The organism is Staphylococcus equorum (assembly GCF_001747895.1).
In the GTDB taxonomy this organism is placed as follows: Bacteria; Bacillota; Bacilli; order Staphylococcales; family Staphylococcaceae; genus Staphylococcus; species Staphylococcus equorum_A.
Window position 1 is genome coordinate 19,335 of sequence record NZ_LNNB01000004.1, and the last position, 13,321, is coordinate 32,655.

Genomic DNA, 13,321 nt, shown 5'->3' on the forward strand with positions numbered 1-13,321 from the left:
TAACTTTTAAAGTATATTAAACAATATACTGAAAACATCAATACATAAGGAGATTTGATATGTCTAAAAAAGAGAAAACAACTTCAAAGTTTCTAAACTCAGCTAAAAAGAATGAAGAGAAGAAGTCTAAGAAAACAAAAGATGAACAAATCGGGCGTGATCGTACTTATATCACACCTAATGAATTCAAATCAAAATCACCTAAGAAAGACAATCAAGAATTCTTTGTATCACGTATTAATAAGCCAGCAAAATATACGAAAAACCCTAATTTTTTCTCTTATCTCATTTATAGAATAGGTAAAGATGATGCATCCGGTTTATCTGCACAATTATCTTATTACTTCATGTTGTCACTCTTCCCTATGCTCCTATTCTTACTATCAATAGTACCTGTCGTAGGTGTTGAACAGTCAACGATAAGAGATATGATTAAAGAGCACGTCCCTTCAGATTATGCAGGACAAGTATCATCAATCATTGGTGATATTATGGGGAACGCTAGTGGTAGTATATTATCTGTAGGTTTGATTTTAGCACTGTGGTCTGCATCAAACGGTATGACTGCAATTATGAACTCTTTCAATGTCGCATATGACGTTGAAGATAGCAGAAACTTTGTTATTTCTAAATTATTCAGTGTGTTATTTACACTTGCTATGATTATCGTCTTACCTATCGCGCTGATATTACCTACATTTGGAGAACAAATCGGTTCGCTTTTATTTGGCCCACTTGGTTTAGGTGATCAAATCAAATGGATTTTTAATTTAGTACGTGTTGTATTACCATTAATCATTATTTTCATAGCGTTTATGGTTTTATATACGTTAGCGCCGAATGTTAAAATTAAAATGAAATCAGTAATACCAGGTGCAATATTCGCTACGATTGTATTTTTAGGTGGCTCATTCTTATTTGGTATATACATTTCAAACTTTGCTAACTATTCTAAAACATATGGTAGTATCGCTGGTATCATTATTTTAATGCTATGGTTATACATTACAGGCTTTATTATTATTATCGGAGCTGAAATCAATGCGATTATCCATCAACGCAAAGTAGTCGCTGGTAAAACACCAGAGGAACGTACAATGTCTGAGATTGAAGAAAATGAATCAACTCATGCTAGAAGCGAAGCTGATACTAATGCTGAAAATGAATCAACACATGCTACTGACTCTGATTCCAATCATAATATTTCAGACTCAGACAACAAAAAAGTATAATTTAATATAAACTTAGCTAAATAGCTGATAGGTATCTAAATCATGATATCTATCAGCTATTTTTACTTCCCAATTTAAAGGTATCCTATTGAATGGCTTTATAACACGTAAAAAGGCTAAAACCGAAACGTAAATGTCTATCATCTACGTTTCGGTTTTAGCCTTTTGGAAATACTTAAAATAGAATTTATCATTGTATTAAATTATGCTGGAAAGCATAAATAACTGCTTGTGTTCTATCTTGTACTTCTAATTTACTTAATATATTACTTACATGTGTTTTTACTGTTTTAATCGTTATGTGTGATGCACTCGCAATTTCTTGGTTTGAGTAACCTTTTGCGATAAGTAATAGAATTTCCATTTCTCGTTCCGTTAACATTTCATATAATTCGGCACGTTGTTTCATTCTATTTCTCATCTTCACAAGCACTTCAGCTTCAAATACAGATTCATTTTTATATGTTTTACGAATCGCCTCGGCTATATCGCTAGCACTAGTTGTTTTCAAAATATAGCTGTCTACACCAGAATCTAAAGCACGATATACTTCATTATCTTCAATGTAACTTGTTAACATCACAACTTTAATATGAGGTAAGTCTTTTTTAATTTGCTCAGTAGCATCGACACCATCCATATCGTCCATAAGCAGGTCCATTAAGATTAAATCAGGATTTAATTGATGAGCCTTTTCAATCGCATCTTTTCCTGACTGACCTTCCCCTACAATATCAATATCTGGCTGTGTAGATAAGTAACTAGAAATTCCAATTCGAACCATTTCATGATCATCAACAAATAATACTTTAATCGTCATGTGAATCCTCCTTATTTAATGGTGCCTTTACTTCAATTCTTGTACCCGAATCTGGCAAAGAAACAATATGGAACGTCGCACCAATTTCAAGCGCACGTTCTCGCATGTTTTTTAAACCATAACTTTGTTCTACCTTATCATCAACAGTGAATCCTTTACCATTGTCTTGAATGCGTAATAATAAGTAATCTGCCATATTAAACAATTCTATTGTTACTTTGGTACCTTTTGAATGTCTCAAAGTATTAGATAAGGCTTCTTGTGTAATTCTGAACAAATGATCTTCAATACCTTTAGGTACTTCAAATTCTTCAATATCATGTACAACTTTCATAGGTACTTTTTTCTTTAAATCAACGACTAAATCCTTAATACCTTCACCTAACGATTTGTCTTTTAATCCAATAGGTCTTAAATGTAATAGTAAGGCTCTCATTTCTAACTGAGAATCTTGTACCATTTTTTCTAATAATGGTATTTGTTGATCTAAAGGTGCTTCCAATTGTGTTTCTTTAATAGCTGAAAGCATCATGCTCGCTGCAAATAATTGCTGACTTACTGAATCGTGTAACTCACGTGCAAGTCTTTGTCGTTCATCTTCTATAATCTTTTTAACTTTCACATCATTTATATTATATGATTCATTTGTTAGATTTTGCGTTTTCATACGTAATTTGTGTACTTCTTGATTTAATGGAACTAACGTTTGATATAATTCAATTGTTTCATTATATAATTCAATATTTTGGTCATTAATACCTACTGTTTGACCTTCAATAGAACGTTCTATTTGGTCTTGTAACCAGTGGTTTTGCTGATTTATTTTATATGCTAATACCGATCCTACAATAATACAGAGAAAAATAACTAATAAATTTAAAAATAATAAAACTGGTATTCCAAAAATTTGTGTATAAAACATACCTTGAAAATACACTATGTTTACAAATACTTTATCGATAAAAAATAGAGCGAAAAATGTACTATAAACTAATATCAACATGGAACCTATTGCTCTTATGTAGTGATTCATTTATAAATCACCTCAATATCGCCAATTAGCGTCGAAACATAAATGTTTACAGCATAGTTTTCTTCTTTCGTCTCTTCCACGATTTTAATGTTATTATTTTCAACTTTATAAGAAGTTTCATTAACATAAGCATTCCCATACAAGGCAGTAAAGTTTAAAATAATATTATAATTTAAAGGTACGATAATTTGAACTTTTCCTATAATATGTCGTATCACTACAGTATTGTTTTCTTTAATATTAGCAGCTTTAGACATATCGATATGAATATCACCTATGCCATGTTGCACTTGTAAGTCTTCCCATTTGTATACATATACTGGTGTACGTTGCTCACCAAACCATTTTTGTTTAATGAAGTTTGGAGACTCAATTGCTTCATCAGTAGCGACTACTTTTAATGGTTTAAATCTATAAATAATATATCTTATGATTAGCATTATTAAAAAGATAAATAAAATGATAATTGTATATTTGTTAGATAATAAAGTGAATGCAATCAGCAAAGCACCAATCCAAAATGATAAGAGTCCCCGTATTTTATGGAAATACAAATAACCTACATAGGCTAGGATACAGCCAAGTAATAACACGAGTAAGAAACCAATTTTTTCAAAGAATATATAATAGAAATTGGCAATAATCAATAATGTTGTAAAAACAATTAACATCTCAGTCGATATATATTTATGAGTCATGTTTCGCCACCTTTCTTCAAGCGACTAAACTAATGCGTTCGATTAGATCACACTCAGTTTCAATATTAGCTCTCTCTGTTGCTTGTTGTGATAAATCGGATTCAATACGAGCGTAGTCTGCTTCCATTTCATTTAATTCACATTTTATTTGCTCTATATCTTTATGTTCTATTTCTTCGGCACAATCAATGTACTCGTTATCCAACATATCAATATATTTATTTTCTAATGATAATGTCAGTCTATCAATTAAACTGCCTACATTACCCTTTCTTTCAATTAAGTATTTAATATACATTTCAACACTTCTCAATTTTTTATCAAGAAAACGTTGGTACTCCACTATGCTTGTGCGAAATGTGTGTTTTGTCATCTTTTCTAAATAAGACGTAATATAATTCATAGAATCACCTCATGATCGATTAAACTCTATTATAAAAAATATCCGGAACCATTGGTATAGGCTCCGGAACCATCTTATATTAGGACTTTAGACCGAAACACTATCTAATCTATTTTAGTAGTTAACACTGGTCCATCTTTGGTAACGATGACAGTATGCTCAATTTGAGCAACAAAACTTTTATCTTTCGTTTCAAATGCCCATTCATTTTTGCCTTCTGTCACAAATGTTGCTTTTGAAGAAATAAATGGTTCAACTGCAATCACTGTACCCTCTTTAAGCAAAGTTTTATCTTTAGGGTCATAATAGTTCATCACGTGACTTGGTGCTTCATGAAGTGATTGTCCTACGCCATGACCTGTTAAGTTTTTAATAACTGTTAAATCATTTTTACGTGCAGTAGCATGAACTGCTTTACCGATTTGACTTAACTTCCCACCGACTTTAACTCTTGTCATAGCCGCATCAAATGCTTCTAACGCTACATCACAGACTTTTTGTTTCAATGGATTGTCCGCTTCACCAACCACAAATGAGATGCCTGTATCAGCGTAATAGCCATTCTTCAAAGCTGAAACATCGATATTAACTAAATCACCTTCGCGTATTTTACGTTTGCCTGGAATACCATGTGCTACTTCTTCATTAACACTAATACACGTTTGTCCTGGAAATTTTTCATCATGGATTGGAGCAGAAAGTGCACCATGTTTTTCAAATAATTCTTTTGCAATATCGTCTAACTCTTTTGTTGTGATACCTGGCTTTGTTTCTGCTTGCATGGTATCTCTAATTAATGCACAAATATAACCAATTTCTTTTAAAGCTGTTAATTCTTCTTCTGTTTTTACGATCATATTATCCCGTTCCTTTTTGTAAATTATATTCCTTCTTATTATAGCAGACTTTTTTTGATATAATAAATTAGAATATTTGAACACGTATAGTTTAACATTTTGATTATATGAATAACATGGCTACTTTTGTAATTCGTGTTAATTCTCTTCTGATACATAACATGACTAGGAGTTTTTTTATGAGCAACAATTGGTATAAAGGACTAATAGGTGCACGAACGATTAAAACTGGGTTAGCTACTTTTTTAACTGCATTTTTTTGTTTGGCATTAGATTTAAATCCTATTTTCGCAATTTTAACTGCTATTGTCACAATTGAACCCACTGCAAAGGCATCATTAAAAAAAGGATATCGTAGACTTCCAGCTACGGTAATTGGCGCACTCTTTGCAGTTATTTTTACATTTATTTTTGGCGACGAATCTGCTTTTGCCTATGCTTTTAGTGCTACATTTACAATAATATTTTGTACTAAGTTAAAACTTCAAGCCGGAACCACAGTTGCTACATTAACAGCAATGGCTATGATACCCGGTATACATGATGCTTATTTCTTCAACTTTTTCTCAAGACTATTAACTGCAATTATTGGTCTGGTCACGGCTGGTTTAGTCAACTTTGTTATACTCCCACCAAAATATTATGACCAACTTGAATCTTCAATAAATAAAGTAGAGTCTAAAATGTACGGTCTCTTTCATCATCGTATGCGTCAGTTACTGTTAGGCAAATTTACTAAAGGTGCGCCTTACCAACAATTAAATATATTGTTAGATTTAAATCAAAAGGTTGAGATATTGCTTTCTTATCAAAAGGATGAGCTGAGCTATCACAAACATCACGATTCAGAATGGATACGTTTAAAATCATTAACAACACGTACACATACAAATAGATTATTTATTACGCATTTATCAAACTTAGTCTATTTACCTAAAGGCACGCATATCCAATTTACGAATGAAGAAAAAATCGCCATCTTAAGTATTGCTCAAAGTATTAATGACATATACACTACTGGATCTTTTGAGCGTCAACAACAATCTGCTTCATTATTGAAAACTTCTGTTAAAGGATTAGACGAATTTGATGATAATCAATTAAAAAGTCACCTAATTTATGAAATTCTATTAATCTATCGTATATTGGACCATCGTTTTGCGTAACACTTTGTGTAGATAAGTCATACGCATTGAAATTCAAAAGATTTTCAAAAATAAAAGAAGTGGCTGTCAGATTTCCAATAGGATTTCTAACAGCCACTTTATTTTATTAAGCTTATTTCTGTTTCTGTGTTGCACGATTAACGATTACTTGTTTGGCAGCTTCTTCTTCAGTATTATTTACCTGCTTAGGCGTAAATGGTATACCTTTACGTTCACATGCTTTTTCTAGTAAGTAATCAGTCACTTCATGATTCTTAGGTAAAATAGGCCCATGTAAATAAGTCCCCAATAGGTTTTTATAATGGATACCTTCTTTAGCATCTTCATCATTATTACCATAACCATGTGTCACATTACCTAAAGTGCCATATGGATGATACGTACGACCACCATGATTTTCAAAACCAACGATTGTACCGAACGTGTCACTCTCGATAACAATATCTCCAGTTAGACGCTCTTTCTGTGACTCAGTATAGAAGTCTAAAATATTAAGTCCTTCAAGTTCAGTACCATCTGGCGTAATATATTTACTTCCTAAAAATTGATAACCACCACAAATTGTCAAACCAGGCATGCCGTCTTCAATTACTTCTTTTAATGTCGTTTTGATTTTGCTTAATTCTTTAGTAGCTAGTGCTTGTTCCCTATCACTACCGCCACCGATAAAGAAAATATCACATTGATCAAAAGTAACGCCTTCTGTTTCATTTATATCTACAACATTCAATTTAATATCACGCAATTTTGCACGTTGTTTCAACGCGATAATATTCCCAATATCACTGTATAAATTTAATTTATCAGGCATAAAATGATAAACAGTCAATTCATTCATCTAGCTTTGTCCTCCTCAAAAGAGTGATTTAATTGTTCTAACATAGGTGCTAGAGAAGTATAGTTAGGAATAGCTACTGTAAAGCTTTCCTTATAGTCCATCGTTTTTGCTGTCGCTTTATATATGTCTCTTTCTAAAATGATTGGTGCTTCTACACCTGCTAACTTTAACCTTAACTGCAATTCTTCTGCACGTAGCCCTGTAACAATAATTGCTTCGATTTGTTGTTTTACTAATTTTTCAAAATCAGCATCATAAATCCAAGAAGTATCTCTTCCATCAGCTGCATTATCATTCAATCCTAAGACATAAACTTTGCTACCTTCTAGTTGTTCTCCTATAGAAAGGCTAGCATTCATTCCGGCAGGGTTTTTGGCAAGGTTAATCATTGCTTCTTTACTGTCTTTTTTAAAGTACTGCATACGTCCATTATTCGACGTATATGTTTCAAATCCACGTTTTATACCTTCATCATTGAGTCCTAATTCTTTTAGCACTGTATAAGCTGCAATCGCATTATAAGCGTTAAAGTCTCCCGCGATTTTCATATTGAAAGTAGCAGTTCCTACATTTAAATTAATGAATGGATTTAAATTAAATTCAGACACTTCGTATTTAGTATCCTCTCGTTTAAACCCACATTCACAATGATAATGCCCAATTTGATTATATTGAATATAATCATAATGTAATAAACGACCGCAATTTGGACAATAGCGACTCTCGTTCATTGTACTTTGTTCAAATTCATGTGCATGTGCTTTCATCCCATAATATACAACTGTATCACTAGCTATCTTCAATCTACTGACAAATGGATCATCTGCATTTAACAATAACTTAATCCCTTTATTATTAATCGCATTTGCAATATTATTTACCATAATATCTATTTCCCCAAAACGGTCCATCTGATCACGGAAGAAATTAGTAACCACCATCATTGTTGGTGTTACTTCATTGAGTACTCTTGGAATCGAGCCTTCATCAATTTCAATGACTGCAATTTTTGTACTTTGTTTAATTTGCAAAATAAATGCTGAAGTAATACCTGCAGCCATATTTGCACCTTCATTATTATGTATGATGTCGACATCATTTACTTTTAATGTATGGCCAATTAAATTTGAAGTGGTTGTTTTCCCATTTGTGCCACTTATAAAGACAATTTCATCAACTTGTGATGCTAATTTTCTTAAAATATTTTTATCCACTTTTCTAGCAACTTGACCTGGCAAGTCTGTGCCCTTTTTCCCAGCAGCTTTACTTGCTTGCTTAGCCAATTTTGCTAAGTGGGTTGCAGTCCAATGTCTCATGTACTTCCTCCTTCACTCTTCACTCAAATATTATAACATGATTAAGTTGTATTCCAAACAATTCTCAATTGAAATAACCATGTCTTTTTTCTAGATTATAATTATTATTATTTACTAATGAGAATAGATTTGCTATACTGAAAAAAAACATACATGGAGGCTATTACTTATGTTAAACAAAGAATTGTTAAATGCATTAAATGAACAAATGAATCATGAATATTTTGCAGCACATGCGTATATGGCAATGGCCGCTTTTTGCGACAAAGAATCATACGAAGGTTTTGCGAATTTCTATGTTCAACAAGCGAAAGAAGAAAGATTCCATGGTAAAAAAATATATGATTATATCAATGACCGTGGAGAACACGCTTTATTTGCAACGATTCCTGCCCCAAAATCAGATTTCTCAAGTATCTTGGAAACATTTCAAGATGGCTTAGCGCAAGAACAAGATGTTACACGTAGATTTTATAATTTATCAGATTTAGCTAATCAAGCGAAAGATTATGCTACTATTTCATTCTTGAATTGGTTCTTAGACGAACAAGTAGAAGAAGAAGCGATGTTTGAAACACACCTTGATTACCTAAAACGTATCGGTGATGACAGCAATACACTTTACCTATACGAGAAAGAATTAGCTGCACGTTCATTTGACGAAGAGTAATCTTCATATTATAACTTAAGTTTATTGTCTCAATAAAAACTCATCCCAATTTAAATCTGGGATGAGTTTTTATGTTTATTATGCGCTTGTAATTTGCCTTGTTAAAGTCTGGTTAACTTGACTCTAAGCACATATTTATATAAAGTCATATCATATTCACACATGAGAAAGGAATCTTGCTTAATGAATTCTGACGCATTTATTGCCCTTGATTTTGAAACTGCTAATGGTAAACGTACAAGTATCTGTTCAGTTGGTATGGTTAAAGTTGTTAATCACCAAATCACTGAATCATTTTACACATTAGTTAATCCAAACGATTACTTTTCACAACAAAATATTGCTGTACATGGTATACAACCAGATGAGGTCTATGATGCTCCCACGTTTAAAAAAGTATACCCTTTTATGATGCAATTCATTGACGACCTACCAGTTGTCGCACATAATGCTGCTTTTGATATGAGTGTCCTGCATGAAAGTATTAAAGCTATAGGTAGTGATACGCCAAATATGAAATACTTCTGTTCATTACAACTATCAAGAAGAACAATACAGAACCATCGCTACGGCTTAAATTATATGATGCAATATTACAATTTAGATTTTCATGGTCATCATGATGCATTAAATGATGCGAAAGCTTGTGCAATGATCACATTTCGCCTTTTAAAACACTATGATGATTTAAATAGTATGCTTAATATTTATGGCAAAGATTTAAAGGATAAAGATTAATGAAGTTAGCTTCAAATTTGAACTCACTTTTTTAAATATAATCATAAATTGTCATGTTTTCATAAGATGCTTTTTCTAAATTACCTACCGTTACACCTACTAGTCTAATGGGCACATCTGGATCTTTTAATTCTGTATATAAAGTATAAGCTATATTATAAATATCCGTTTCATCTCTGACAGGATCTCTTAAGCTTCGCTGTTTCGATAATGATTCAAATTTGTGCGTCTTTATTTTTACTGTAACTGTCTTACCGGATTTTTGTAACTTAGCTAAACGTTCAGCTGTTTTATGGCTTAATTCCCATATTTTTTGTAATATTTGATCGTCATCATTCATATCCGTCGCAAAAGTACGCTCTGTACCAACTGATTTCCTTATTCTTGTTGATTTAACAGGATTATAGTCTATACCCCTCGCTTTGTTATACAGCCCATGTCCTCGTTTACCAAAAAGTCTTATTAATTCTCTTTCACTTTGTTCGTATAAATCTTTACCATTGTATATTGCGTTATCATGCATTTTCTGTTTGGAAGCTTTACCTACACCAGGGAAATCGCCTATATCTAATCCCATTAATATCTCGTGTACATTATGATAATCAATTACTGTTAACCCATTCGGCTTATTCATTCCACTCGCTAATTTAGCTAAAAATTTATTATAAGATACACCAGCAGAAGAAGTCAGTTGTGTTGCTTCAAAAATATCTTTACGTATATATTGAGCAATGCTTGATGCAGGTAAATCTGCTCTAACTAAATGTGTAATGTCTAAATAAGCTTCATCTAATGACAATGGTTCTACAACATCAGTATAACTCTTAAATATCTTCATAATCTTTTCTGAAGCTGCTTTATACGCTTCGAATCTTGGCGTAACATAAAAACCATTTGGACATAACTTATGTGCTTGTGCAGTGGGCATTGCAGAATGTACACCATATTTTCTAGCTTCGTATGAGGCTGTTGAAACTACGCCCCTACCGCTTGCTTTACCACCTACAATCACAGGCTTCCCTTTTAACTTTGGATTATCTCTCATTTCTACTTGCGCAAAAAAATAGTCCATATCGATATGGATAATACGTCTTTCTGACAATGCACTCACCTCCTTCATCGTCTAGATACAATGATTAATATTAGTTTAATCTTAACTTTTAAAATATGTATTTTCTTATAATTTGCTCAAGTAACAAAAAAAGAGCCAGTTATCTCTTATCAGAACAAACGACTGCTGAACACAATCATCAACATCTCTCTGTAAGTAAATAACTAACTCAGATTAAAATTTATAAATTCAATTATGTTTATTTCACTTCTGTCTGAGCCTGTATTTGTGTCACTGGACTCTCTGAATAAAATATTATACCTTCTTCTGTATCTTCAATATATTGCACTTTATTATTAAATGCGCCTGTTAAGAAATACATGTCCATTACACAATATCCAATATGAAGACTCGCTATAAATATCATAGATGAATATGCAAAAAATGAGAATAATATAATCAACACTGTTGTAATAACGACTAAGGGAGCTAACATGATAGTGATGTATTGCCATTTTTTAAAATATACATTTGGCATATGGGTAGTAATTAAACCTTGGCGGATCTGGAAAGTAGGTTTATTGCCTTTTGACAACAAACGGAACATTATATTATGAATAAATTCATGTAAGAAATAAACAACTGCAAATCCTAATATACCGTATACTAAATTTAATATAATATTTTGTTCTATAATGTGTGTAAATGAATAAGCAAATTTATAAGATAATAATATACTAACCATCACTATTGTAAATTGAAAAAGTATAAAACCTTCTAGCATTTTCTTGCTAGAGAACAAATCAATCTTGAACATGTGTCAACCCTCCGTGTCATCGTCATCGCTATTACCTAGACTATACAACGATTGTAACCACTAATGATGGGCTTTTCAAGTATGTTAGTTGCTTGTAATTGAATTTTAACAAACTTACTTGTTCTGCAATATTTTGCAATAATTAGTAAACAACTTATTAATTAAATTCACACAAATCCAATATTCACGTTAAGCTACCTAAATATAAAATATTATAATTTAGCGTCTTTCAAATTGTGCTACTGTTTCAACATGCGTGGTATGTGGAAACATATCTACTGGTGTAATTTGTGTTAATTTATATTGTTGTGCTAATTGTTGCGCATCACGTTGTTGCGTTGATGGATTGCAAGAAATATAGACAATCTTTCTTGGGTTCAATTCTAAAAGTGTTTCCAAGAAAGTTTCGTCACAGCCTTTTCTAGGTGGATCAACCATTACTACATCTGGTTTAATGCCTTGTGCTTTCCATTTTAGAATAACCTCTTCAGCTTTACCACAGACAAAAGTAGTATTTTCGAACTGGTTTAAGGTCGCATTTTGCTTTGCGTCTGCAATCGCTTCTGGGACAATTTCAACACCATAGACATGTTGCGCTTTCGGTGCCATGTATAATCCAATTGTACCTATACCACAATAAGTATCTAGTATTGTTTCTTCACCTTTAAGTTCAGCATATTCAATTGCACGTTGATATAATTTTTCAGTTTGAATAGAATTGATTTGATAAAAAGATTGATCACTGATTTTGAATGTTACATCTGAAAGTGTATCTTGAATTTCATCTTTACCATATAGCGTATATGACGTTTCACCCATAATGACATTCGAATGTGTATCATTCACGTTATGTTTGACGCTCACGATTTCTGGAAATGCTGCTACTAATTTTTCTGTAAGCACATCACTTTGTTTAAATTTCTTGCCGTTTGTAACAAATACAACCATCAGTTCTCTAGAATGGTGTCCTGTTCTAATTACGACATGACGCATAAGTCCTTGTTTTTTACGTTCATTATATATACTGATATTTAATTCATTGAACCATAATTTGAGTTGATTCAGCACATCTTGATGCATATTGTCTTGTATTAAACATTCATCCATATCTATAATGTCATGACTTCTTTGACGATAGAATCCTGTAATCACTTTATTTTCATTGTTCTTACCAACTGGGACTTGAGATTTATTACGATAAAACCAAGGATTATCCATACCAATCGTATCGTGAATAATTGTGTCCTTAAAATCTGCTTTACGGTGGAACAAATTGACAACTTGCTCTTTTTTCATATTCAATTGCGCTTGATAAGTCATATGTTGTAGCTGACAGCCACCACATTTATGGTAATAAACACATGGTGGTTCTACACGTTCTTCACTCTCTTTTTTAATTTCAATTAGCTTACCTATTGCAAAATTTTTCTTAACTTTGATCACTTTGAATTCTATTGTTTCATTAATCAATGCATTTGGTACAAATATAGGATAGCGATCTAATTTAACAACACCATGTCCTTCATGTGTTAAATCTATAACTTTTCCTTCTACAACCTCATTTTTTTGAATTGTATCCATGACTTCACCCCACACTAAAAGAGGTTAGGATATTTGATGTCTTTACCTAACCTCTCAGTTTATTCTGTATCTTTAATTTTTTCGACTATTCATTTTAACTT

14 protein-coding genes are annotated in these 13,321 nt (G+C 32.2%); 4 read left to right on the plus strand and 10 right to left on the minus strand.

All coding sequences use genetic code 11. The annotated features are described in order from the left end of the window. Window positions 1–59: 59 nt before the first annotated feature. Window positions 60–1,232 (plus strand): YihY/virulence factor BrkB family protein, encoded by a 1,173-nt coding sequence (locus AST02_RS00740; RefSeq protein WP_069814998.1) that lies wholly within the window; start codon window positions 60–62, stop codon window positions 1,230–1,232. Between the two features lie 190 nt (window positions 1,233–1,422). Here the strand turns inward: AST02_RS00740 and vraR are convergent, their stop codons facing one another. From vraR to map, 5 genes are all read right to left on the minus strand, one after another. Then, window positions 1,423–2,052, minus strand: a complete 630-nt coding sequence (gene vraR, locus AST02_RS00745; RefSeq protein ID WP_002507206.1) for a response regulator transcription factor VraR — start codon at window positions 2,050–2,052, stop codon at window positions 1,423–1,425. Further along, window positions 2,042–3,085, minus strand: a complete 1,044-nt coding sequence (gene vraS / locus AST02_RS00750) for a sensor histidine kinase VraS (RefSeq protein WP_046466239.1) — start codon at window positions 3,083–3,085, stop codon at window positions 2,042–2,044. Before vraS ends, vraR begins: the two co-directional genes overlap by 11 nt. Beyond that, window positions 3,082–3,783, minus strand: a complete 702-nt coding sequence (gene vraT, locus AST02_RS00755; protein WP_046466240.1) for a cell wall-active antibiotics response protein VraT — start codon at window positions 3,781–3,783, stop codon at window positions 3,082–3,084. The genes vraS and vraT overlap by 4 nt, the downstream gene beginning before the upstream one ends. 16 nt (window positions 3,784–3,799) lie before the next feature. Beyond that, window positions 3,800–4,186, minus strand: coding sequence for a hypothetical protein (locus AST02_RS00760; protein ID WP_046466241.1), 387 nt, complete (start codon window positions 4,184–4,186; stop codon window positions 3,800–3,802). 104 nt (window positions 4,187–4,290) lie between these two features. Beyond that, window positions 4,291–5,043, minus strand: coding sequence for a type I methionyl aminopeptidase (gene map / locus AST02_RS00765; RefSeq protein WP_046466242.1), 753 nt, complete (start codon window positions 5,041–5,043; stop codon window positions 4,291–4,293). A 179-nt stretch (window positions 5,044–5,222) separates the two neighbouring features. Between map and AST02_RS00770 the strand changes: the two genes are divergently transcribed. After that, window positions 5,223–6,209 (plus strand): FUSC family protein, encoded by a 987-nt coding sequence (locus AST02_RS00770; RefSeq protein ID WP_046466243.1) that lies wholly within the window; start codon window positions 5,223–5,225, stop codon window positions 6,207–6,209. A gap of 112 nt (window positions 6,210–6,321) precedes the next feature. Here AST02_RS00770 and AST02_RS00775 read toward each other — a convergent pair whose 3' ends face one another. Together AST02_RS00775 and AST02_RS00780 are read right to left on the minus strand one after the other, a co-directional pair. Beyond that, window positions 6,322–7,047, minus strand: a complete 726-nt coding sequence (locus AST02_RS00775; protein WP_069815000.1) for a type 1 glutamine amidotransferase — start codon at window positions 7,045–7,047, stop codon at window positions 6,322–6,324. Beyond that, a complete protein-coding gene (locus tag AST02_RS00780) occupies window positions 7,044–8,363 on the minus strand; it encodes a Mur ligase family protein (RefSeq protein ID WP_069815002.1) in 1,320 nt (439 codons plus the stop codon). Before AST02_RS00780 ends, AST02_RS00775 begins: the two co-directional genes overlap by 4 nt. Window positions 8,364–8,532: 169 nt before the next feature. Between AST02_RS00780 and ftnA the strand changes: the two genes are divergently transcribed. Both ftnA and AST02_RS00790 read left to right on the plus strand, forming a co-directional pair. Beyond that, entirely contained in the window at window positions 8,533–9,033 is a 501-nt protein-coding gene (gene ftnA / locus AST02_RS00785) for an H-type ferritin FtnA (protein ID WP_002507198.1), read from the plus strand. 183 nt (window positions 9,034–9,216) lie between these two features. Then, window positions 9,217–9,771, plus strand: coding sequence for a 3'-5' exonuclease (locus tag AST02_RS00790; RefSeq protein ID WP_046466246.1), 555 nt, complete (start codon window positions 9,217–9,219; stop codon window positions 9,769–9,771). A gap of 31 nt (window positions 9,772–9,802) precedes the next feature. On the opposite strand, the gene dinB is transcribed toward AST02_RS00790, so the two are convergent. From dinB to rlmD, 3 genes are all read right to left on the minus strand, one after another. Then, window positions 9,803–10,873, minus strand: a complete 1,071-nt coding sequence (dinB, locus tag AST02_RS00795; protein WP_046466247.1) for a DNA polymerase IV — start codon at window positions 10,871–10,873, stop codon at window positions 9,803–9,805. A gap of 208 nt (window positions 10,874–11,081) precedes the next feature. Next, window positions 11,082–11,639, minus strand: coding sequence for a DUF3267 domain-containing protein (locus tag AST02_RS00800; RefSeq protein ID WP_069815003.1), 558 nt, complete (start codon window positions 11,637–11,639; stop codon window positions 11,082–11,084). A 219-nt stretch (window positions 11,640–11,858) separates the two neighbouring features. Beyond that, complete coding sequence (rlmD, locus tag AST02_RS00805; RefSeq protein WP_069815004.1) at window positions 11,859–13,220, minus strand: 23S rRNA (uracil(1939)-C(5))-methyltransferase RlmD; 1,362 nt, start codon at window positions 13,218–13,220, stop codon at window positions 11,859–11,861. Between the last annotated feature and the right edge of the window lie 101 nt (window positions 13,221–13,321).